We start from the raw sequence: 23,673 nt of genomic DNA on the forward strand, positions 1-23,673 counted from the left end.
TAATGGATAGTGAATTTTAGAAAGAAGATGATTATTTGCGCCAAAAAGAGCTTAAAAGTACTGATTGGCAACGTAACCTTAAAATTGCATGGATAGGAACCTTCTTTACTGGAGCTAGTTTCTCCATTGTTATGCCTTTCATGGCCCTCTACATTGAGGAACTAGGTGTTAAAGGAGACATGGTTGAATGGTATACTGGTTTGTCTGTTGCCATCTCTGCTTTAGCCTCGGCCTTGGTTTCACCTGTTTGGGGACGCTTGGCTGACCGTTATGGCCGAAAGCCCATGATGATTAGAGCCAGCATGGTGATGACTTTTACAATGGGAGGTCTTGCCTTAGTCCCAAATGTTTTCTGGCTGCTTTTCTTAAGAACGCTGAATGGTTTGTTTGCGGGGTATGTTCCAAATGCCACAGCTTTAATTGCTAGTCAGGTTCCTCAGAACCGTTCTGGCTATGCCCTGGGGACCTTATCTACGGGTCTAACGGCAGGTGTTCTGATTGGCCCTTTGTTAGGTGGTACCTTGTCTGAGGCGTTTGGTATGAGAGGGACCTTTTTATTGGTGGGCCTCATTCTATTTATCTGCTGCCTCTTAACTGTCTTTGGTTTGCGAGAGAATTTTCAACCTATCGAAAAGGGAGAGATGATGACTCTTTCTCAGATTTGTGCGAAAATTCCCAGCAAATCTATGTTGATTGGCCTTTTTGTGACCAGTATGATTATCCAGATTTCTGCCCAATCGATTGCGCCTATGTTGGCCCTCTATATTCGTTATTTAGGTCAGAGGGACAATATCCTTTTTTACTCAGGTTTAATTGTTTCTGCTATGGGCTTCTCTAGTCTCTTGAGTACCCCTTTTCTGGGAAAATTGGGAGACCGTATTGGGAATCATCGCTTGCTTTTAATGGGGCTATTTTATAGCTTCCTCTTGTATTTCCTTTGTGGTTTTGCCGGTTCAGCCTTGCAATTGGGTATCTTACGTTTTGCCTATGGCTTCGGTGTGGGTGCCCTTATGCCTAGTGTCAATTCTTTATTGACCAAGATGACACCCAAGGAAGGAATCTCAAGAATATTTAGCTTTAATCAAAGCTTTTCATACATTGGACAAGTTTTAGGTCCTTTTGTTGGTTCGGCAGTTGCGACTGGACTAGGTTATCGCTGGGTCTTCTTTGTGACCGCAATGATTGTCTTTGGAAATTTTGTCTGGTCCTTAATCATCTTTAGAAAATCGCTAGGAGTCAAGAATATAGGTGAGAGTTAAAATTAATTTAAAGTGTAGTGAATGTGGGAGCATCAACTATCTCACAAGTAAAAATAAACAAAATCATCCTGAGAAAATTCAGGTACCCAAATTCTGCCCCAAGGATAGAAAAGTAACCTTACATGTTGAATCTTAAAGGGTTCTATGGTAGAATAAAAAGGACTTTTTCGGAGGAATAACTATGTACGACTTATTATTAACGCTGCTCTTGGTGATGTCAGCTATTATTGTGATTGCGGTATTCATGCAGCCACAAAAGAATCCAAGTAGCAATGTCTTTGATGGTGGTGGGTCAGAAGCACTATTTGAACGTAGTAAACCACGTGGTTTTGAAGCCTTTATGCAACGCTTTACAGGAATCATGGTTTTTCTATGGATTGTAGATGCAATCGTCCTTTCCATTCTCTCAAGTAAGTAATGAGCTGACTGAGGTTGGCTCATTTTTTGCGTTATAGTCAATAAATAAAAGAAAAGGAAATCATGAAAGAATCTATTATAAATTATTTGAAGGAGCATGGGAAATCCAGTGTAAACGACATTGCCCAGGCTCTTAATCATGCTGGGGGAGAAAAGTTTCCTCAGCTCATCAAGGCCATATCAGCCATGGAAAGTAAGGGGCAGTTGCGTTTTAATCGAGATGGCTCTGTTTCCTTGCGTCCTAAGAAAGAAAATCCAAATCAGGTGACTGTTGAAGGTGTTTTCCGTGCCAATAAGAACGGTTTTGGTTTCTTGCATGTCGATGACAGTGAAGATGATATGTTCATTGGTCGTAATGATGTTGGCCATGCTATTGACGGTGATACTGTTGCTGTTGTTATCAAGAAGCCAGCGGATCGTTTGCGTGGGACGGCAGCAGAAGCACGGGTTGTTGAAATTGTAGAACGTTCGCTTAAGACTGTTGTAGGGAAATTTATCCTTAGCGACGAGAAAGAACCTTATGCTGGTTACATTAAGTCTAAAAATCAAAAAATTCAGCAGCCAATTTATATTAAGAAAGAACCAGTTGCCCTAGACGGTACTGAAATTATCAAGGTTGATATTGAAAAATACCCTAACCGTCACTATGATTATTTCGTAGGAAGTGTTCGTGACATTATTGGTCATCAAGGGGATGCTGGTATTGATGTCTTGGAAGTCTTAGAATCAATGGATATTGTTTCAGAGTTCCCAGAGGATGTCATGGCGGAAGCAGAAGCTGTACCAGATGCACCTAGTCAGGAAGACCTCCTTGGTCGTGTTGACCTTCGTCAAGAGGTAACCTTTACTATTGATGGAGCTGATGCGAAGGACTTGGATGATGCGGTCCATATTAAACGTTTGCCAAATGGTAATTTTGAGCTTGGTGTTCATATTGCCGATGTGTCCTACTATGTCACTGAAGGTTCAGCTCTTAACCGTGAGGCCGTAGCACGTGGGACTTCGGTTTATGTGACAGACCGTGTGGTGCCAATGTTGCCTGAGCGTCTTTCAAATGGTATTTGTTCACTAAATCCCAATGTTGATCGCTTGACTCAGTCAGCCATTATGGAGATTACTCCAAAAGGTAAGGTGGTTAATCATAAGATTTGCCAATCTGTGATTAATACAACCTTCCGTATGACCTACAGTGATGTCAATGAGATGTTGGCTGGAAATCCAGAAAAGATTGAGCAGTTTAAGCCAATCATGGAGTCTGTATCAGCCATGGCAGAACTGCATAAGATTTTAGAAGACATGCGTGAGCGTCGTGGTGCCCTTAACTTTGATACATCTGAAGCTCGTATCTTGGTAAATGAGAAGGGGATGCCAGTGGATATCGTGGTGCGTGAACGTGGAACAGCCGAGCGAATGATTGAATCCTTCATGTTGGCTGCCAATGAATGTGTGGCAGAGCATTTCGCTAAGGCTAAGTTGCCATTTATCTACCGTATCCACGAAGAGCCAAAAGCTGAGAAATTGCAACGCTTCATGGATTATGCCTCTATTTTTGGTGTTCAAATCAAAGGAACTGCCAATAAGATGGATCAGCTAGACTTGCAAGAGTTTATGGCCAAAGTTCAGGGAAAACCTGGAGCAGAGGTCATGAACATGATGCTGCTTCGTTCAATGCAACAAGCCCGCTATTCAGAACACAACCACGGACACTATGGACTTGCGGCTCAGTATTATACCCACTTTACTAGTCCAATCCGTCGTTACCCAGACCTCTTGGTTCACCGAATGATTCGTGAGTACACTAACAATATGTCTCAAGAAACACGTGAACATTTTGAAGAGGTTATTCCTGAGTTAGCGACATCATCTTCAACTCTTGAACGTCGTGCCATTGATGCCGAACGTGTCGTTGAAGCTATGAAAAAAGCGGAATACATGGAAGAGTTTGTTGGTCAAGAATTCGACGGTATTGTTGGAAGTGTGGTTAAATTCGGTATGTTTGTGGAATTGCCAAACACCATCGAAGGTTTGGTTCACATCACCACCCTTCCAGAATTTTACAATTACAATGAACGTACCATGACACTTCAGGGTGAAAAAACTGGTAAGACTTTCCGAGTTGGTCAGCCTATCCGTGTTAAATTAACACGTGCGGATAAGGAAACAGGAGACATTGACTTCCAATACCTTCCAAGTGAGTATGACATCACTGAAAAAGTAGACCACAAGGCACGTCAGGAACGTGAAGAGAAGGCGAAAACCTTCCGCAATAGAGGTCCACGTCGTGACCGTCAAAATGGAGACTTCGAACATCGTGGTAAACGTGGGGATAACCGTAACCGTCAAGATGGTAATGGTCGTAAAGGCTCTTATGAAGAAAAACGTAAGTCATCTAAGAAACCAGACAAACGTAAAAATCAAAACCGTCCTCATAATGATAACAAGGGACGTGAGAGTGGTCGTCGTAAGAAAAAAGGGAACAAACCTTTTTACAAGGACGTTGCTAAAAAACGAAAATAGGATGAGAATGGAGGGACTGCTATGCCAAAGGGTGAAGGCAATGTTGTTGCTCAGAATAAAAAGGCTAGACATGACTATAGTATCGTTGATACTATTGAAGCAGGTATCGTGCTGACAGGAACAGAGATTAAATCTGTTCGTGCGGCCCGCATCCAACTAAAAGATGGCTATGCCCAAATCAAGAATGGTGAGGCCTGGTTAATCAATGTCCATATTGCTCCTTTTGAGCAAGGAAATATTTGGAATCAAGATCCAGACCGTACGAGAAAGTTGTTGCTTAAGAAAAAACAGATCACCAAACTTCAAAATGATCTTAAGGGTACAGGAATGACCCTAGTTCCTCTTAAGGTCTACCTAAAAAACGGTTTTGCCAAGGTATTGCTCGGTATTGCCAAAGGGAAACACGATTACGATAAACGTGAGTCTATCAAGCGTCGTGAACAAGAGCGTGATATTAAACGTATTATCAAGAGTGTTAATCGTTAAACTGCCTATCATCTAAGACTACTATAGTCTTAGATGATTTTTTGTTTTTGGCTTTAAGACATGATATAATGAGAGTACCATGCGGTCTTTAGTTAGGATACTAGCTATACCTGACTCTAGCTGTGATACTGTAAAGGAGATTAGCGATGCCAGTAGATGCTAAAACAAAATACAAGGCCAAGAAGACTAAGATTGTTTTCTTTGACATTGACGACACCCTTCGTGTTAAAAAGACAGGCTACATTCCTGAATCTATTAAGGCTGTTTTCAAAGGGCTTAAAGAAAAAGGAATCTTGACGGGGATTGCCACAGGACGTGGCTACTATGGTGTCGTTGAGGACATTCGAGACCTAGAGCCCGATTATTTTGTAACCATCAATGGAACTTATGTGATTAATCGAAAAGGGGAAGAAATTTATAACCAACCCCTCGCTCGTGAGGTTACAGAAGCCTTTGTTGCTTGGTGCAAAGAGATTGGGATTGCTTGGGGCTTTGCTGGTAAGGATAAGCCAGTTGTCTCAGAGCGTTCAGATTTGATTGATAATGCTATGAAACCAGTCTATGGTCTTTGTGATGTGGAGCCAGACTTTCACTTGTCGAATGATGTTTACCATATGTGGACTTTTGCGGAAAATGATGGTGACCTTGAATTACCAGAAGAACTCGCATCCCATGTCCGTATGGTACCCTGGCACGAACACTCCTCTGACGTCGTAGCAAATGGTATCTCAAAGGCCTCTGGTGTCGAGCATGTCTTGGAGCATGAAAATCTTAAACCAGTCAATGCCATGATGTTTGGTGATGGTCCAAACGATATGGAAATCTTTGACTATGTTGGACTTAAGATTGCGATGGGTAATGCCACACCAGAATTGAAAGAAAAAGCAGATTACGTTACAGGAACAATAGAAGAAGATGGCATTTTCAATGCCTTGGAGGAACTCGGATTGGTAGAAAAAGAACTTCATTTCCCACAACTTGACTTGGATACAGTAGAAGGTCCAGTCGCAACAATTAAAACAAATCATGGTAATTTGGTCATCAAACTCTTCCCTGATCATGCACCATTAACAGTTACTAACTTTGTCAATTTGGCCAAGAGTGGCTACTATGATGGTGTGATTTTCCACAGAATTATCAAGGACTTTATGATTCAAGGTGGTGACCCAACTGGTACTGGTATGGGTGGTGAGTCAAGCTTTGGTGGTAGCTTCCAGGACGAATTTTCTGAAGAGCTCTATAACCTCCGTGGTGCGCTTTCTATGGCTAATGCTGGACCAGATACAAATGGTAGCCAATTCTTCATCGTTCAAACGTCTGAAATTCCTTATGCTAAAAAGGAACTCGAACGTGGTGGATGGCCAGCACCAATCGCAGAAGCTTATGCTGAAAATGGGGGAACACCTCATCTAGACCGTCGTCACACAGTCTTCGGTCAATTGGTGGATGAAGACTCTTACAAGGTGCTTGATGAAATTGCCAATGTTGAGGTTGGGGCTCAAGATAAGCCACTTGAGGATGTTGTAATTGAAACAGTTGAGGTAGCAGACTAAGATGAAGATTGGAGACAAGCTTAGGGGTGTTATCACAGGCATCAAGCCTTACGGTGCCTTTGTTTCATTGGAAAATGGTACCACAGGCTTGATTCACATCTCAGAGATTAAGACAGGTTATATCGACAATATCTACAATACCTTAAAGGTAGACCAGGAGGTCTTAGTTCAAGTTGTTGATTTTGATGAATTTACACAAAAGGCCAGTCTTTCTTTGAGAACCCTTGAGGAAGAAAAAAATAAAATCCCTCATCGTCATCGTTTTTCTGATAGTCGTTTGAACTATGGCTTTAAACCTTTGGCAGAAGCAATGCCAGGATGGATTGAAGAAGGACTTGACTATCTTAGACAAGAGCATGAGGAGAAATAGCAAAAGCTGACTCACGATGAGTCAGCTTTTTATATGGCTATTGAATTTGAGTGCAAACGAAAAGGTCCTCAACTTAATTGAAGACCCTTCTGGATTAATTAAACATCAAAATAGAGCAATTCTTTTGGTGTGTGTGTGAAGACTTCAAAGCCGTCTTTTGTAACATAACCACAGTCCTCGATACGAACACCAACTTTTTCAGGAATGTAGATACCTGGTTCAACTGAGAAGCACATTCCTTCTTCAATGACCATGTCATTTCCTTCCATGATAGAAGGGAATTCATGCACATCCATTCCGATACCGTGTCCGAGGCGGTGGTTGAAGTATTCGCCGTAACCAGCTTTTTCAATAACATTACGTGCTGCAGCATCGACTTCGCTGGCAGTTACACCTGGTTTAATCATATCTAGGGCAGCCTGTTGAGCTTCTAAAGTCAAGTGGTAGATTTCTTTTTTGAAATCATCGGGTTTTCCAACAGCGACTGTTCGCGTCATATCTGAAGCATAGCCATTCACCATACAGCCCAAGTCGAAGAGAAGAAGAGCATCTTTTTCAATTTTGTTGCTTCCAGGAATGCCGTGTGGGTTGGCTGCATTGTTACCAGTCAAGACCATAGTTTCAAAGCTCATTTCATAGCCCAAGCGTTTGATGCCAAATTCGATTTGAGCAATGATGTCTGTTTCAGTAACATCGAGAGAAATATTGTCGAAACCGATATTAACAGCTTTATCAGCATAATCACCGGCAACAAGCATTTTTTGAATTTCATCAGCTGACTTGATAACGCGCATTTTTTGAATGAATGGTGTCAGGTTTTCAAAGCGACCTTCAAAGACCGATTGCAATCCTTGGAACTTGGTCACATTAAGATTGTCAAACTCTGCATAAATAATAGGGCTGTCTGTGCTTGCTAGGCCAGCTTTGATTTTTTGCCATGGATTTTCAGAGTCTACATAACCAAAGACTGGGAAGTCGAGTACAGCAGAGGCACGTGCAACCTCAAGAGCAGGTACAAATAGGGCAGGCTCACGATTTTCATAGACGAAGAGGAACATTTGGCGTTCATGTGGGTCACAATCAAAACCAGTAAGATAATTGACAGTTACAGGATCTGAAACAATAGCTAGCCCTGCTTTATTTTCATTCAAAAAATGACGAATGCGATCAAGTTTAGACATAGAAAAAAACTCCTTTGTATTTCTTACACTCATTCTGTCACTTTTATAAGGAAAATGCAAGCTGTTTTTTTGGCTTTTCATTAAATCATTTACTTTCATTGAGACTTTTTTAGGCTAGTTTTGTAAGCGATGGATAGTCTTGGAAACACGAAATGAGAGGCCTTTTTCTGAAATGGCTTTCTTCCTCATAACCACAAAGAAGGAATCCCTTTCATTTTTTTGTAAAAAATCAGTCAAAATAATTGAAAGTGTTTTCAGAATCTGATACAATTAGCGTGAAAGAGTGAGCGTAAAATGAGAAAGGAAGTGTTTTTATGAATACTGATGAAACAATCACTATTTATGACGTTGCGCGTGAGGCAGGCGTTTCGATGGCGACTGTGTCTCGTGTGGTAAATGGAAATAAAAATGTAAAAGAAAACACCCGAAAAAAAGTGCTTGAGGTCATTGATCGTTTGGATTATCGTCCAAATGCGGTTGCGCGTGGCTTGGCGAGTAAGAAAACCACTACTGTAGGAGTTGTCATCCCAAATATTGCAAATAGCTATTTTGCTACTTTAGCAAGGGGGATTGATGATATTGCAACGATGTACAAGTACAATATTGTCCTTGCTTCTAGTGATGAAAATGACGATCACGAAGTTACCGTGATTAACTCTCTATTTGCCAAACAAGTAGATGGTATCATCTTCATGGGTTACCACTTGACGGAAAAAATTCGTGCAGAATTTTCTCGTACCCGTACTCCGATTGTCCTAGCAGGAACAGTGGACCTCGAGCACCAATTACCGAGCGTTAATATCGACTATAAAGTTGCCGTTGAGGATTCTGTAACGCAACTTGCCAAGAATAATGAAAAGGTTGCCTTTGTATCAGGACCACTAATTGATGATATTAATGGCAAACTCCGTCTAGCTGGTTATAAGGCTGGACTTGAAAAGAATAATTTGCGTTACAATGAAGGTCTTGTCTTTGAAGCCAAATATAGCTATAGAGATGGCTTTGATTTAGCACAACGTGTTTTGAACTCTGGTGCCACTGCTGCCTATGTTGGAGAAGATGAATTGGCTGCAGGTCTCTTGAATGGCCTCTTTGCTGCAGGTAAATCAGTTCCAGAAGACTTCGAAATCATCACAAGCAATGACTCACCAATTACAAGCTACACACGTCCAAACCTTTCTAGTATTAATCATCCTCTCTATGATTTAGGGGCAGTTAGCATGCGTATGTTGACTAAAATCATGAATAAGGAAGAGCTCGAAGAAAAAGATGTTATTCTTAATCACGGTCTTACCTTACGTCAGTCAACAAAATAAAAAAGGAGTTGGGACATAAGTTTGTCTCAACTTCTCTTTTTTAGAAAAAGGGAGAACCAATGACTTTTGAGGATGCTTATTTTAAACAGAAGATCCTAAAACAGGATAGCCTAGAGCCTTTTGGTTTTACAACTACTGAGCAAGGTTACGAGTTCAGAAAAACACTGATGGCGGATGAACTTGAAGCTCGATTGCTTATTGATTTAGAAGGTAAGTTGACGGGACAGGTTGTTGATATCGATCTTGATGAGCCTTATGATATCTTCAGGAGTCCTCAGGCCACTGGAACTTACGTTGGTCAAGTCAGAGAAGCTTATGGAGAACTTCTCTCACAGCTAGCTGATTCTTGTTATGAAAATCAATTGTTCTCATCTCCACAAGCTAATCGCCTAGTTCAGTTTTTAGTTCAAGAATTTTCAGACCAAGCAGACCATCCTTTCGAAAAGGAACCAAGCTATTTGTCCTTTAGGGTTGATGGTAAATGGTATGCCTTGTTTTTTCCTCTTAAGGGAGAAAAACTAGGGCTTGATGGAGAAAAGGCGGATTTAATTTATGATGTGGTTAACCTGAAGGTTAATCCAAAGCAAATGGATAAGCTCTTGGAAATGGATGGGGTTTTTCCTAGCTACCATATGTCCAAGAAGACCTGGATTAGTCTTGTTTTAGACGAGACATTGTCGGACCAAACCATTATTGAGTTTCTTAGTGACAGTCGCTCCCTAGTGGCCCCAAAACATCTTAGAAAGGCTTTTGAGCCTCATTATTGGATTATCCCGGTAAATTTGAAATACTACGATATTGGAGAGGAGTTCTCCGCAAATGAGGAGATCCTTTGGACACAGAAAGCTAGTATGCAAAAGGGAGATTTGGTGGCTATCTATATTACGGCACCTACCAAGACCATACGTTACCTCTGTCAGGTTTTAGAAGCGAATATCCCTAATCAAGGTTATCGTGAAGAGGCGAGTATTAAGGAGTTGATGCGGATTAAACCCTTATACACCTTTAATGACACCGAATTTGACAGTGATAGGCTAAAGAGTTTAGGTATCAAAACTGTGCGAGGTCCAAGACATATGACGGATGAGTTAGTTCAGGCCTTATCCCCTTACCTAAAAGAAAAATAGAAGGAGGACATCATGCGAATTTTGATTGCACCTGATTCCTTTAAGGAAAGTTTGTCTGCAAAAGAGGTCGCCTTAGCTCTCAAATCGGGCTTTGAAAATGCCTTACCCGACGCTGATTTTGACCTCATGCCAATAGGTGATGGTGGCGAGGGCACCTTAGATGCTCTTGCTGAAAATCTAAATCTTGAGAAGAAAAGTATCGAGATTCCTCATGCCTATACAAGTGATGGAAGTGTTTCTTTTGCCAGCAATGGCCAGACTGCCGTTTTTGAAATGGCTGCGATTTGTGGCTTGGAACAGATTCCTAAGGATAAACGAAATCCTCTAGCTCTAACGACACAAGGCGTGGGTGAACTAATTGTTCATTTGGTTCAATCTGGCATCCGAGATTTTATCATAGGCGTAGGTGGGTCTGCTACCAATGATGGTGGTATTGGTATGGCATATGGATTGGGTTATCGTTTTTATGACTCTCAGGGACAGGAGCTTGAGCCAATAGGTGCTAATCTTGGTCTTATTAAAAAGGTATCCTCTAAAAATAAGATTGATTTGTCTGGTGTTACTATTCATCTGATTACTGACGTAGATAATCCCTTGTGTGGTCAAGATGGAGCGACCTATATTTTTGGTGGACAAAAAGGCCTAGCTCCTTCACAATTTAAAAAGGTTGACCAAGACATGACACAATTCTACGAAAACTTTGCTCCTGAGGTTTTAAAACTGGCTGGTTCAGGAGCCGGAGGAGGCATGGCAGCGGGTTTAGTAGCTTTTGCAGGTGCAGAAATTAAATCAGGGATTGACTTTGTACTTGATTGCGTTGATTTTGATCAACGTGTGAAGGAAGTTGATTTGGTCATAGTTGGTGAAGGACGTATGGATAGCCAGTCCTTGTCTGGTAAAGCACCGGTCGGGGTGGCTAGGCGGACACCATCAGCTATTCCCGTCATTGCTATCTGTGGTAGTTTGAAGGATGACTTGCCTGATTTTCCAGTAGCAGGTATCACAGCTGCTTTCCCTATCATTGGACAAGTATTAGAGTTAGACCAAGTTTTAGCTACCGCTAAGGAGAATCTCTATCGCACAGGACTCAATATTGGGAATGTCATCAAGCTCAGTAAAACATTGTGATATAAGAAAAAGCTGACTTTGCATCAGCTTTTATTTTCCGAATAGTTTAGCAAAAAATCCCTTTTTTTCAAGGATAGGTTCAGTTTCACTAGGAGCAAGGATATCAGGATAGAGTTCTGAAAATAACACTTTATCAAGATTCTCTGCTTGATTACTATGTACGATAAGACCGTATGGTGAGTGGGCCTTGGCCTCGTCAACGATAGTTGCAGAAATATTTAGTGCTTGAGCGGTCTTGATATAGGTAAATTGTGTCTGGTCGGCTAATTTTGGCGAAAGTTTGAGACTAAGATTAGGGTAAACGGCTAATAAGTCTTTTAATATTTGCGGAAAATTGTCAATTACAGTTTTCTTTTCGGCATTTTCCAATAGAACAGCTAGGACTACACGTTCCGCATAGGTTCCAAAATACTGACGAAGTTCATCGGGATTTAGGCGTTTTTCACCACTAGCGCATTGGAGCACTTTGTTTTCAAGTGAAGTCATAGGAATCTCCTCTTAGTTTTCTACTTGTATTATACAATATTTTGAATTCCTTTTCATTTGAGTTGCTTTCTGAGATTTTCAAAAACAATTGAAAATATTAAAAAATAGAAAATCGCTAGAAAATTCTGGTTTTAATTTGCTTAAGCCTTGATATTATGGTAATATATAGGTGTAAAAAATTTTAACTCATAAGGAGAGTATTGTAATGTCAATTATTACTGATGTTTACGCACGCGAAGTCCTTGACTCACGCGGTAACCCAACACTTGAAGTAGAAGTTTACACTGAATCTGGTGCATTCGGTCGCGGTATGGTTCCTTCAGGAGCTTCAACTGGTGAACACGAAGCAGTAGAACTTCGTGATGGTGACAAAGCTCGTTACGGTGGTCTTGGTACTCAAAAAGCAGTTGATAACGTAAACAACGTTATTGCTGAACACATCATCGGATTCGACGTACGTGATCAACAAGGTATTGACCGCGCAATGATCGCTCTTGACGGTACTCCAAACAAAGGTAAACTTGGTGCCAACGCTATTCTTGGTGTGTCTATCGCTGTAGCACGCGCAGCTGCTGACTACCTTGAAGTTCCACTTTACAGCTACCTTGGCGGATTCAACACTAAAGTTCTTCCAACTCCAATGATGAACATCATCAACGGTGGTTCTCACTCAGACGCTCCAATCGCTTTCCAAGAATTCATGATTGTACCTGCTGGTGCACCAACATTCAAAGAAGCTCTTCGTTGGGGTGCTGAAATCTTCCACGCACTTAAGAAAATCCTTAAAGAACGTGGACTTGAAACAGCCGTAGGTGACGAAGGTGGTTTTGCACCTCGTTTCGACGGAACTGAAGATGGTGTTGAAACTATCATCAAAGCTATCGAAGCTGCTGGATATGTACCAGGTAAAGACGTATTTATCGGATTTGACTGTGCATCATCTGAATTCTACGATGCAGAACGTAAAGTTTACGACTACACTAAATTTGAAGGTGAAGGCGCTGCTGTTCGTACTGCTGCAGAACAAATCGACTACCTTGAAGAATTGGTTAACAAATACCCAATCATCACTATCGAAGATGGTATGGACGAAAACGACTGGGACGGTTGGAAAGCTCTTACTGAACGTCTTGGTGGTAAAGTTCAATTGGTTGGTGACGACTTCTTCGTAACTAACACAGCTTACCTTGAAAAAGGTATTGCAGAACACGCTGCTAACTCAATCCTTATCAAAGTTAACCAAATCGGTACTTTGACTGAAACTTTCGACGCTATCGAAATGGCGAAAGAAGCTGGATACACAGCAGTAGTATCACACCGTTCAGGTGAAACTGAAGATTCAACAATCGCTGATATCGCAGTTGCAACTAACGCTGGTCAAATCAAGACAGGTTCATTGTCACGTACTGACCGTATCGCTAAATACAACCAATTGCTTCGTATCGAAGACCAACTTGGTGAAGTTGCAGAATACCGTGGTTTGAAATCATTCTACAACTTGAAAAAATAATTCTATAGTCATATAGAATAAAAAGAGGTTCCTTAGGAATCTCTTTTTTGTGTTTCTAAAGAATCTTAGATTGTGTTATGCATTGTCTCTAAATAGAAACTCTAAACATAAAAAGCCCCCTCAATCCTATTGATTTAGGGGACTTCGTCTTAGAATAGACCTTTAATCTTGTCTAAAGCTCCACTAACCATTTCGTTACCTGAAACAAGTGACTTAGCTTGGTCAAAGTATTCGCCCAAATCATCTTTATTGTCATCGACAAACTTTTTAGCAGCTTCGAAATCTTTCTTTTCGATCATTTCTTTTACTTGGTTAAATAGGTCCATTGGATTCATATCTGTTCTCCTTTATAAGTTTTTTTACAAAAACTATTTAATCACGCTTATAGCAAACTAGCAAGAAATATGTTTGAGGCGAGTGCTATGAGGATTATGATTTTCCAGTTAAGTACGATTGATAATTGTTTAATCTAAAAAAGGCAGTCCAAACAGGACTGCTTTTAAGGCTTATTGTTGTTCCGTTGAAGAACTACTTGACTCTGATTCACTTGAACTTGAGCTCGATTCAGATTCTGCAGGATGTAGTTCCTTGTAAGATGGGGTCTTGAATAGATCAGCTGTTGATTTATTGCCTTTTTGTTTGTAGAGGCTGGTTGATTTATCTTTCAGCTTTTTATTGATTTCTTTTAGTTGATCCATCTGTTTAGTGTAGGAAATCTTGCTAGAATCAACATGCTTCAAACCGTTTGGCGTATAGAAACGAAGAAGGTCACCTGTTTGAACAGCGTCACTCATCGAAAGCTGAGTTGCTACTGCCTTACGAATGGCTTCGTTATCTTTTTTAGTTGTCTCATCAGGGTTGGTAATTTCTTCCCCTGTTTGAGTGTTATAAAGTCGACCAGAGTAGCTGGTGTATTGAGGAGTAACATATTGACCTGAGGTTCTAAATGCGACGGTTTGCTTATTATCGGGAGATAGGAGGTCTTGTCCCATCTGGATATAAGAGCTAGTGTCAACTCCAAGAACGTGAAGGAGAGTTGGAAGGGCATCAACCTCACCACCAAAGGTGTTAGAGATACCACCACCAGTATAGCCTGGAATATGAATCATGTAAGGAACACGTTGAAGCATGGCTTTATCATAGTTTGACCAAGTTTCAGGGTTCTTACCGAGAAGTTCAGCAAGATTGCTGCTTCGTGTATCAGAGATACCATAGTGGTCACCGTACATGACAATAATCGAGTTATCGTAAAGACCGGTTTCCTTGAGGTAATCAAAGAAGTCTTTGATTGCTGAGTCAAGATAGTTAGCTGTTGCAAAATATCCGTTGACTGTCTCGTCTTTTGTTTCGGCAAGTGGGAAACCTTGTTCCTTTTCATCGCCTGAGAGAGAAGTATATGGGTAGTGGTTAGATACTGTAAGGTATTTAACGTAGAAAGGTTGTTGCATTTGTTCCAGATATTTGATGGAATCTGGGAACATGTACTTGTCATTTAGACCATACTGGAAGGAGTTTTCATCAGTTTTTTCAGTGAAGGCTGATGAGTCAAAGAAGTAATTATACCCCCATTGTTTATAGGTATTATTACGATTCCAGAAGGATCCAGTGTTTCCATGGAAAACAGCTGATGTATAATCGCCTGTTTGAGCTAGGATAGATGGTGCAGCATAGGCTGTATTGGTACCGCCATAGTTTACCATGTATGAGCCTGTGCTTAGTCCAAAGAGAGACGTTTCCATCAAGGTTTCAGCATCAGAAGTTTTACCTGATTTAACTTGGTGGAAGAAGTTTGAAAAGGCTAGAGTTTCATTTGAGTGATAAATGGAATTGATGAATGGTGTAACCTCATAGTCTTGACCGTCTACTTTGAGCTTGTAGTCAATGAGGAACTGTTGGAAGCTTTCCAGGTGAATAACGATGACGTTTCTTCCTTTAGCAATTCCGTAATACTTAGGATCAGGTGCTGCGTAATGCTCTTTAACGTAAGCTTCAACCTTTTTCATATCCTCAGCTGTTGCAGATGAACGAGCCTGTGAGGCCTGATAAGTTAAGTTACCAGAATAGGCTGTGAAGAAGGGGAGCCCCATAGCACGAACAATATAGTTATTTGAGAAACCACGTGTCAACAACTCGCCACGGTTAACTTCCGCTAAAAAGAGGTTAACTGAGAGAAGGAGTGTCGACAGTGCAGTAACGGCAAAACTAGCTCGTTTGTTAAATGGCTTGCTGTCCATTTTAAGCTTTTTCCTGAAACCAGCATAGATGAAGAAAGGAACATCAATCAGGTAGAAAAGATAGCTTGGCTCAAGAAGGTTCTTGGCTGAGTCTCCTAGTCCTGCTGCCGAACTAGAACTTGCTAGGATGGTATTTACAGTGATGAAGTCTGTAAACTCTCCAAAGTATATCACATTAGCAATAAGTAAGAGGTTAAGGATGACATAGATAGCAATGGTAATGCTGTAAAAGAAACGTCGTTTCTTGAAGTATAGTCCTAAACCCAGAAGCATTAATCCTAGTGGAATAGGGTTGATCAGCGAAAGCATAACCTGATATCTGCTTTCCAACTCAAGATTAATGTTGACGTAATAAGCGAATATGGTTTTTAGCCAGTAAAAGAAGAGTAACAAGAGGATAAATCCAAGTCTTGATGAAACTCCTTTCCAAAAGGCTTCAGTAATTTTTTTCAAAGTAATACTTCCTTTGATTCTATATTATCTTAATCATTATACCAAATAAGATAATGACTCTCAAAAATTTACTGCCATTGAGTGTGATATTCCTTGACATATAATTGATAAAATCTAGTCACGAAACAGAAATAATAGCATTTTTTTGGTATAATAGTAACATGAGTATATTGACGGTAAGTCCCTTTGCGGAGAAAAAAATCAAACAAGGAAAACAGCTTCTTTTAGCCGAAGATTTTCCAAATATAACTGAAAATAATCAGTTGGTTTATCTATATAGCCAATCCAAAGACTTTTTAGGAACGGGCTATTTGTCAAGTCAAAATAAGGGGATAGGATGGTTTCTGTCCCCTAAAAAACAACAATTGACAGTGACTTATTTTCAAGGACTTTTTGAAAGGGCTAAGGCCAAACGTCAATCCTATTATGATAATGAGTTGACGACAGCTTTTCGTCTTTTCAACCAAGATGGTGACGATTTTGGTGGTCTCACAATTGATTTATATGGGGATTATGCCCTCTTTTCATGGTACAATGCCTTTGTTTATTCCTTGAAAAATGATATTGTAGATGCTTTCCAAATGGTCTTTCCTGAGGTCTTGGGAGGCTATGAGAAAATCCGCTTCAAGGGTCTTGATTTCGAATCAGACCATCTTTTTGGGCAAGAGGCGGCTGATACCTTCACCATTTTAGAAAATGGGGTAACTTATGAAGTTTTCCTCAATGATGGGCTAATGACGGGGATTTTCCTTGATCAGCATGAAGTGCGTGATGGCTTAGTTAATGGCTTAGCTTTGGGAAAATCAGTTTTGAATATGTTCTCCTATACGGCAGCTTTTTCAGTGGCTGCAGCTATGGGGGGAGCGGTTGAAACGACATCGGTTGATTTGGCTAAGCGTTCACGTGAATTATCGACGGCTCATTTTGAAGCTAATGGCTTCAGTATGGAAAATCATCGCTTGGTCGTGATGGATGTCTTCGATTATTTCAAATATGCAAAGAAAAAAGGCTTATCTTATGACCTTATCGTCATCGATCCGCCAAGCTTTGCTCGAAATAAGAAACGCACTTTCTCAGCAAATAAGGATTACCACAAGTTAATTGCACAAAGTCTTGATATTTTATCAGAGCATGGGACAATCATCGCAAGTACCAATGCTGCTAATATGACAGTGCAACAGTTTAAGAAACAACTACGTAAGGGCTTGGGAGATGTTTCAGCGGACTTCGTTAACCTGCAACAATTACCAGCGGATTTTACCGTCAATCCTAATGATCCAACATCAAATTATTTGAAAGTATACACAATAAAGGTAAATAAATGAAAATTGTAGTTCCGATTATGCCAACTAGTTTAGAGGAGGCACAAGCGCTTGAACTGTCTCGTTTTGAGGGGGCAGACATTATTGAATGGCGTGCAGATTTTTTAGATAAGGATAGTATCTTAACGGTTGCTCCGGCTATTTTCGAGAAATTCGCAGGCTTTGAGATTATCTTTACCATCCGTACAACGCGTGAGGGTGGTAGGCTTGAGTTAACGGATGCGGAATATGTCGCACTGATTAAGGATGTAGCTGCGATTTACTCGCCAGATTATATTGATTTTGAGTATTTCACACGTAAGGCTGTCTTTGATCAAATGCTTGAATTTTCAAACTTGGTTTTGTCTTATCATAACTTTGAGGAGACACCTGAAAACCTCATGGAACTTTTGTCTGAGATGGCAAACTTGACACCACGAGTGGTTAAGGTGGCAGTTATGCCTAAGAATGAGCAGGATGTTCTCGACCTTATGAACTTCACACGTGGCTTTAAGGCCTTTAATCCTGAGCAGGAGTTTGTGACCATGTCAATGGGTAAACTAGGTCGTTTGTCACGTTTTGCGGGCGACTTGATAGGGTCATCATGGACCTTTGCCAGTCTTGATAATGCCAGTGCTCCAGGACAAATTAGTTTAGCAGACATGCGCAGAATCAGGGAGGTTTTGGATGCAGATTGATGGACACACACGCCTAGCAGCTGTTGTCGCCAATCCAATCAAGCATTCGATTTCGCCATTCATTCATAATTCGGCCTTTGAGAAGACACAAGTTAATGGTGTTTATGTGGCCTGGGAGATTCTGGAATCAGACCTAGCCGAGACAGTTGAAAATATTAGACGTTACGACATGTTCGGTATCAATTTGTCCATGCCATATAAGGAAGCAGTCATTCCTTTTTTGGATGAGATTAGTCCTGCAGCTCAACTGATTGGTGCTGTCAATACAGTTGTTAATCGTGATGGGCGTTTGATTGGTCATAATACAGACGGTTTTGGCTTTTTTGCTAGTCTAAAGAACTTTAGCCCTAAAGATGCCCATCTGATGATTTTGGGTGCTGGTGGTGCGGCTAAAGCTATTGTGACGCAGGCAGTTCTTGATGGTGCCAAAAAAGTAAGTGTCTATGTTCGCCCTCAGTCATTGGATAAGGCAAAAGAGAGCTTTAAGTCACTACTTGAACAGACAACTTGTCACTTGGAGTTTCATGCTTTAAATGATCTTAAGTATTTTAAAGAGGAACTAGGCCAAGCTCATTTATTGGTGAATGCGACGAGTGTAGGTATGGATGGCGCATCCTTGCCTATTCCTACAGATACAAAATTTCCTAAGGGACTCTTGGTTGCTGATATCATTTATCAGCCTTTTGAAACACCTTTCTTGGCCTTGGCTAGAAAACAGGGAATAGGGGCTGTGAACGGCCTTGGCATGTTGCTTCATCAAGCAGCAGGTGCCTTTAAATTGTGGACAGGCAAGGACATGCCAACAGACGCCATTTGGCAGGAATTAGAAAATATTTACAATAGCTAGGAGGGAACGACGATGAAACTAGAGGTAAATTTAACACATAACCCTTATGACATTATTATTGAAAAAGGAGCCCTTAAGACTGTCGGTAAATGGGTGAAGTCACTTTGGGAACCACAAAAGATTGCCCTTATTACGGACAATCATGTGGGAGCTCTATATGCAGAAAAAGTTAAGCTTAGCCTGGAGCACGAAGGTTTTGAGGTTGTCGTTTTTGATTTCCTAGAAGGTGAAGCGAGTAAAAATCTTAAGACTGTTAACAAGGCTTATGAGTTTTTGATTAAGAATGGCATGACTCGTAGTGATGGCATTGTTGCTCTTGGTGGTGGCGTTGTTGGAGACTTAGCAGGCTTTGTCGCTTCAACCTATATGCGTGGGATTCATTTCGTTCAGGTTCCAACCAGTCTAACTGCCCAAGTGGATTCATCTATTGGTGGTAAGACAGGTGTGAACACACCATTTGCTAAAAATATCGTGGGAACTTTTGCTCAGCCTGATGGGGTTTTGATTGATCCTAATGTTCTTGAGACACTTGGTAAACGTGAATTGATTGAAGGTATGGGTGAGGTTGTCAAATACGGTTTGATTGATGACCCTGAGCTTTGGCACTTGCTTGAAAGCATTGATGGTTCGGTTCACAGTATCCTAGAAAACTCAGAAACCATTATTTACCGTTCATGTAACGTTAAGCGTAAAATTGTGGTTGAAGATGAGTTTGAAGGTGGTGTCCGTATGTACCTCAACTTTGGTCATACGATTGGGCATGCCGTTGAACAAACAGCTGGTTACGGAAAAGTCATGCATGGTGAAGCGGTAGCTATCGGAATGGTTCAGATTTCTCGTGTTGCTGAGGAAAAAGGTCTAATGCCTCAGGGAATCACACGTCAAATTGCTGAGATGTGTGTTAAATTTGGTTTGCCAGTGGACTATGAGCCATGGCGTGTTGAAGAGCTCTATACAGCCCTCACACATGACAAGAAAGCCCGTGGTAATAACATTAAGACAGTTATCGTTCCCGAGATTGGTAAGGCAGCTATCAATCAGATTCCTTTAGTCGAAATGAAAGAGTACTTGGAGAAATAAATGAGATATTTAACAGCAGGTGAGTCTCACGGCCCACGTTTAACAGCAATTATCGAAGGTGTTCCAGCTGGTCTTCCCTTGACGGCTGAAGATATCAATACTGATTTGAAACGCCGCCAAGGTGGCTATGGTCGTGGTGGCCGTATGAAAATTGAGTCTGATAAGGTTGAAATCACTTCTGGTGTTCGTCATGGGAAAACAACAGGAGCTCCAATCACCCTTCACGTTATCAATAAGGACCATCAAAAATGGTTGGACATCATGGCTGTGGAAGATATTGAGGACCGTTTGAAAACCAAACGTAAAATCACTCACCCACGTCCAGGACATGCTGACTTGGTTGGCGGAATGAAATACCGTTTCGATGATTTGCGTAATTCCTTGGAGCGTTCTAGTGCGCGTGAAACAACCATGCGTGTGGCAGTAGGTGCTGTTGCTAAACGTATCTTGGCTGAGCTTGATATTGAAATTGCTAACCATGTTGTTGTCTTTGGTGGTAAGGAAATTGATGTGCCTGAGAATTTGACAGTAGCTCAAATCAAGGAATTGGCTCAACAATCAGAGATTTCAGTTGTTAACCAAGAACGTGAACAAGAAATTAAAGATTACATTGACCAAATCAAAAAAGAGGGAGACACAATCGGTGGTGTCGTTGAAACTGTTGTTGGCGGCGTCCCTGTTGGCCTTGGTTCTTATGTCCAATGGGATACCAAACTTGATGCTAAGATTGCTCAAGCAGTTGTATCCATCAATGCCTTCAAGGGTGTAGAATTTGGACTTGGTTTCAAGGATGGCTACCTCAAGGGCTCTCAAGTAATGGACGAGATTCTCTGGAATGAAGAGGATGGCTATACGCGTCGCACTAACAACCTTGGTGGTTTTGAAGGTGGTATGACCAACGGGCAACCGATTGTGGTCCGTGGGGTTATGAAACCTATTCCAACCCTATACAAGCCATTGATGTCAGTAGATATCGAAACACATGAACCATACAAGGCAACAGTCGAGCGTTCAGATCCAACGGCCTTGCCTGCAGCGGGTGTCGTTATGGAATCCGTAGTCGCTACAGTCGTAGCCAATGAAATCTTGGACAAATTCTCTTCTGACAACATGGAAGAATTGAAAGAAGCGGTAGCACGTCACCGTGCCTATGTGAAAAACTTTTAAGCAGCATCAGACAATAGATGGGAGTAGTAATGAGTAAGAAAACTATTTATATCGCAGGATTGGGCTTGATTGGTGGCTCCTTGGCCTTAGGGATTAAAAGGGACCACCCTGATTATGAGATTCTTGGATATAATCGCTCTGACTATTCCCGAAATATTGCGCTTGAGCGTGGTATCGTTGACCGTGCAACAAGTGATTTCAAAGAGTTTGCCCCACTTGCTGATGTGATTATCCTTGCAGTGCCGATTAAGCAAACTGTGGCCTACTTGAAGGAGTTGGCTGACTTGGAACTCAAAGATGATGTCATCATCACAGACGCAGGGTCTACTAAGTTGGATATCGTTGAGGCAGCTGAACGTTACCTAACAGGTAAAAATGTTCAGTTTGTAGGTTCTCACCCTATGGCTGGTTCTCATAAATCAGGGGCTATTGCAGCCGACGTGACACTTTTTGAAAATGCCTATTATATTTTCACACCGACAAGTCTAACAAGAGAGACAACTATTCCTGAGCTTAAGGATATCTTGTCGGGGCTTAAGTCACGATTTGTGGAGATTGATGCGGCTGAACATGACCGTGTAACCAGTCAAATCAGTCATTTCCCACATCTTTTGGCTTCTGGACTTATGGAGCAGGCAGCTGATTATGCTCAGGCTCACGAGATGACCAATCACTTTGCGGCTGGGGGCTTCCGAGATATGACCCGTATTGCAGAAAGTGAACCTGGTATGTGGGCTTCCATTCTCATGACCAATGGGCCAGCTGTTTTGGATCGTATTGAAGATTTCAAAAAACGTTTGGACCATGTGGCTGACTTGATTAAGTCTGAAGATGAGAATGCCATTTGGGAGTTCTTTGACAATGGTCGTAAGAAACGTAAAGAGATGGAAATTCACAAAAAAGGTGGCGTGGAAAGTGCCTTCGATATTTTCGTGGATGTGCCTGACCGAGAAGACGTTATCCTTAGCATTATGGAATTGCTACGAGGAACGTCTTTGGTTAACCTTCGTATTAATGAGGAAAATCGTGAGGATATTCACGGTATCCTACAAATTACTTTTAAAAATGAAAAAGATCGCACACATGCTAAGACTGTTATTGAAGCCAATACCGACTATCATGTGGTGATCGCCTAGGAGAATAAAATGACAAATATTTATGATTTAGCAAATGAGTTGGAACGTGGCATTCGTGCCCTTCCTGAGTACAAAACTTTGGTAGAGAAAAAAGAAGCAATTGCAGCTGATGCTGAAGCTAGCGCTCTTTTCAAAGAGTTTACTGATTTCCAAGAGGATTTCTATGCTAAAATGCAAGCTGGAACAATGCCAACAGCAGAAGAACAAGCAGCTGTTCAAGAATTGGGTCAAAAAGTAGAAGCTAATGCCCTTTTGAAAGAATACTTGGCTGCACAACAAGGTTTGTCTGTTTATTTGAATGATATTGAACGTATCATCTTCAAACCTTTGCAAGAATTGAATAGTTAATCAGAGAGGGTGTGTCAATTGACAGGCCCTTTTCTGCATTCAAAAGAGATTGTTTAAGGAAGAAACTAGAGACATTAAGGAGGAAAATGATGAGTCGTAAGATTGGAATTATTGGTATGGGAAACGTTGGAGCTGCAGTAGCTCATGGAGCAATTGCTAAAGGCTTGGCTGATAGTTATGTCTTTATAGATATCAATGAGAAGAAGGCCGAGGCAGATGCCCAGGATTTTAAGGATGCCATGGCAAATCTACCTAGCTATGCAAAAATTGTTGTCAATGATTATACGGCACTTGAAGATGCTGATGTGATTATTTCATCTCTTGGAAACATTCAGTTACAGCACAATGCTGGTGAGGACCGCTTTGCTGAATTTCCATTTACTCGAGAAGCTGTTTATCAGGTTTCTCAGGAACTTAAAAAATTGGATTTTAAAGGCATACTCTTGGTTATCTCGAATCCTGTAGATGCTGTATCAGCCCTCTATCAGGAATTCACAGGCTGGCCAAGAGAACGTGTGATTGGGACAGGGACTCTACTCGATACGGCGAGAATGAAGGCAGCGGTAGGAGACGATTTGTCAGTCAATCCCAAATCAGTATCTGGCTACAATCTTGGCGAACATGGGAATTCCCAATTTACTGCCTGGAGTCAAGTCAAGGTTAAAGGGCAAGACATTACAGAATTGACCAGCGAAGAAGAACGTCAAAATCTCTTTATGGCTTCCATGAAGGGTGGTCATAAGGTTTTTTATGGTAAGGGCTATACGTCTTACGGTATTGCCAGTGCTGCTCTTCGTTTGGTGACAATTATCCTTTCTGACGCTCAAGAAGAGGTGGCAGTATCTAGCTATCAAGAAGCTTATCAAACCTATCTTGGCTATCCAGTCATCCTAGGGCGTCATGGGGTGGCTGCTCCAGTTCGCTTGTCTTTGTCGGCTGAGGAAAATCGTCTTTTGGAGGAGTCTGCTAACTTGATTCGGAACCGTGTTCAAGAAGCAGTTGCCTTTCTGAAAGAAAAGTATGGCAATACTAGAGAGTGAATATTTTGACAATTCAGTC

General features: G+C 41.2%; 23 protein-coding genes. 19 read left to right on the top strand and 4 right to left on the bottom strand.

Annotation, left to right across the window (positions count from 1 at the left end; all coding sequences use genetic code 11):
- Positions 1–35: 35 nt before the first annotated feature.
- The 7 genes from H7U02_RS02180 to H7U02_RS02210 all read left to right on the top strand — a co-directional run bounded on the left by H7U02_RS02180 (position 36) and on the right by H7U02_RS02210 (position 6,602).
- A complete protein-coding gene (locus tag H7U02_RS02180) occupies positions 36–1,259 on the top strand; it encodes a multidrug efflux MFS transporter (RefSeq protein WP_110980870.1) in 1,224 nt (407 codons plus the stop codon).
- Positions 1,249–1,395, top strand: coding sequence for a 50S ribosomal protein L33 (gene rpmG, locus H7U02_RS02185; protein ID WP_002890443.1), 147 nt, complete (start codon positions 1,249–1,251; stop codon positions 1,393–1,395). Before H7U02_RS02180 ends, rpmG begins: the two co-directional genes overlap by 11 nt.
- 45 nt (positions 1,396–1,440) lie before the next feature.
- The gene (gene secG / locus H7U02_RS02190) at positions 1,441–1,677 is read left to right on the top strand and encodes a preprotein translocase subunit SecG (protein WP_002886135.1); all 237 of its coding nucleotides are present in this window, start codon (positions 1,441–1,443) and stop codon (positions 1,675–1,677) included.
- Positions 1,678–1,739: 62 nt separating this feature from the next.
- Positions 1,740–4,193 carry a ribonuclease R gene (rnr, locus tag H7U02_RS02195; RefSeq protein ID WP_201042708.1) on the top strand — a complete coding sequence of 818 codons (2,454 nt, stop codon included), beginning with the start codon at positions 1,740–1,742 and terminating at the stop codon, positions 4,191–4,193.
- A gap of 21 nt (positions 4,194–4,214) precedes the next feature.
- Positions 4,215–4,679, top strand: coding sequence for an SsrA-binding protein SmpB (gene smpB, locus H7U02_RS02200; RefSeq protein WP_002885905.1), 465 nt, complete (start codon positions 4,215–4,217; stop codon positions 4,677–4,679).
- Between the two features lie 146 nt (positions 4,680–4,825).
- A complete protein-coding gene (locus tag H7U02_RS02205) occupies positions 4,826–6,232 on the top strand; it encodes a Cof-type HAD-IIB family hydrolase (RefSeq protein ID WP_037599247.1) in 1,407 nt (468 codons plus the stop codon).
- A 1-nt stretch (position 6,233) separates the two neighbouring features.
- Positions 6,234–6,602, top strand: coding sequence for a S1 RNA-binding domain-containing protein (locus H7U02_RS02210; protein ID WP_002886108.1), 369 nt, complete (start codon positions 6,234–6,236; stop codon positions 6,600–6,602).
- Positions 6,603–6,700: 98 nt separating this feature from the next.
- Here the strand turns inward: H7U02_RS02210 and H7U02_RS02215 are convergent, their stop codons facing one another.
- A complete protein-coding gene (locus H7U02_RS02215; protein WP_201042709.1) occupies positions 6,701–7,783 on the bottom strand; it encodes a M24 family metallopeptidase in 1,083 nt (360 codons plus the stop codon).
- A 314-nt stretch (positions 7,784–8,097) separates the two neighbouring features.
- On the opposite strand from H7U02_RS02215, the gene ccpA reads away from it, so the two are divergent.
- The 3 genes from ccpA to H7U02_RS02230 are packed head-to-tail and all read left to right on the top strand — an operon-like array spanning position 8,098 to position 11,354.
- Positions 8,098–9,099, top strand: coding sequence for a catabolite control protein A (gene ccpA, locus H7U02_RS02220; RefSeq protein WP_070576321.1), 1,002 nt, complete (start codon positions 8,098–8,100; stop codon positions 9,097–9,099).
- Between the two features lie 59 nt (positions 9,100–9,158).
- Positions 9,159–10,226, top strand: a complete 1,068-nt coding sequence (locus H7U02_RS02225; protein WP_110980867.1) for an MmcQ/YjbR family DNA-binding protein — start codon at positions 9,159–9,161, stop codon at positions 10,224–10,226.
- Positions 10,227–10,238: 12 nt separating this feature from the next.
- On the top strand, positions 10,239–11,354 hold the full coding sequence (locus H7U02_RS02230; protein ID WP_110980866.1) for a glycerate kinase: 1,116 nt from the start codon (positions 10,239–10,241) through the stop codon (positions 11,352–11,354).
- Positions 11,355–11,384: 30 nt separating this feature from the next.
- Here H7U02_RS02230 and H7U02_RS02235 read toward each other — a convergent pair whose 3' ends face one another.
- Positions 11,385–11,840, bottom strand: a complete 456-nt coding sequence (locus H7U02_RS02235; protein ID WP_048675120.1) for a YueI family protein — start codon at positions 11,838–11,840, stop codon at positions 11,385–11,387.
- Positions 11,841–12,045: 205 nt separating this feature from the next.
- On the opposite strand from H7U02_RS02235, the gene eno reads away from it, so the two are divergent.
- Positions 12,046–13,350, top strand: coding sequence for a surface-displayed alpha-enolase (gene eno / locus H7U02_RS02240; RefSeq protein WP_002886048.1), 1,305 nt, complete (start codon positions 12,046–12,048; stop codon positions 13,348–13,350).
- A gap of 149 nt (positions 13,351–13,499) precedes the next feature.
- Here eno and H7U02_RS02245 read toward each other — a convergent pair whose 3' ends face one another.
- Positions 13,500–13,685, bottom strand: a complete 186-nt coding sequence (locus H7U02_RS02245) for a hypothetical protein (protein ID WP_002890454.1) — start codon at positions 13,683–13,685, stop codon at positions 13,500–13,502.
- Between the two features lie 171 nt (positions 13,686–13,856).
- Positions 13,857–16,037, bottom strand: a complete 2,181-nt coding sequence (locus H7U02_RS02250) for an LTA synthase family protein (protein WP_064523272.1) — start codon at positions 16,035–16,037, stop codon at positions 13,857–13,859.
- A 161-nt stretch (positions 16,038–16,198) separates the two neighbouring features.
- Between H7U02_RS02250 and H7U02_RS02255 the strand changes: the two genes are divergently transcribed.
- From H7U02_RS02255 to H7U02_RS02290, 8 genes are all read left to right on the top strand, one after another.
- Positions 16,199–17,362, top strand: coding sequence for a class I SAM-dependent rRNA methyltransferase (locus H7U02_RS02255; protein WP_037603989.1), 1,164 nt, complete (start codon positions 16,199–16,201; stop codon positions 17,360–17,362).
- Positions 17,359–18,036, top strand: coding sequence for a type I 3-dehydroquinate dehydratase (gene aroD / locus H7U02_RS02260; RefSeq protein ID WP_037603987.1), 678 nt, complete (start codon positions 17,359–17,361; stop codon positions 18,034–18,036). The genes H7U02_RS02255 and aroD overlap by 4 nt, the downstream gene beginning before the upstream one ends.
- The gene (locus H7U02_RS02265; RefSeq protein WP_037603986.1) at positions 18,026–18,883 is read left to right on the top strand and encodes a shikimate dehydrogenase; all 858 of its coding nucleotides are present in this window, start codon (positions 18,026–18,028) and stop codon (positions 18,881–18,883) included. The genes aroD and H7U02_RS02265 overlap by 11 nt, the downstream gene beginning before the upstream one ends.
- Positions 18,884–18,895: 12 nt before the next feature.
- Positions 18,896–19,963 (top strand): 3-dehydroquinate synthase, encoded by a 1,068-nt coding sequence (gene aroB / locus H7U02_RS02270; protein ID WP_037603983.1) that lies wholly within the window; start codon positions 18,896–18,898, stop codon positions 19,961–19,963.
- The gene (aroC, locus tag H7U02_RS02275; RefSeq protein WP_037603981.1) at positions 19,964–21,130 is read left to right on the top strand and encodes a chorismate synthase; all 1,167 of its coding nucleotides are present in this window, start codon (positions 19,964–19,966) and stop codon (positions 21,128–21,130) included.
- A gap of 29 nt (positions 21,131–21,159) precedes the next feature.
- Entirely contained in the window at positions 21,160–22,266 is a 1,107-nt protein-coding gene (locus H7U02_RS02280; RefSeq protein WP_037603978.1) for a prephenate dehydrogenase, read from the top strand.
- 9 nt (positions 22,267–22,275) lie between these two features.
- A complete protein-coding gene (locus tag H7U02_RS02285; RefSeq protein WP_002890462.1) occupies positions 22,276–22,614 on the top strand; it encodes a YlbF/YmcA family competence regulator in 339 nt (112 codons plus the stop codon).
- A gap of 89 nt (positions 22,615–22,703) precedes the next feature.
- Positions 22,704–23,654 (top strand): L-lactate dehydrogenase, encoded by a 951-nt coding sequence (locus H7U02_RS02290; protein ID WP_037603976.1) that lies wholly within the window; start codon positions 22,704–22,706, stop codon positions 23,652–23,654.
- Positions 23,655–23,673 lie beyond the last annotated feature (19 nt).

The sequence above is a fragment of the Streptococcus sp. 3.1 genome, assembly GCF_016648915.1.
In the GTDB taxonomy this organism is placed as follows: domain Bacteria; phylum Bacillota; class Bacilli; order Lactobacillales; family Streptococcaceae; genus Streptococcus; species Streptococcus salivarius_E.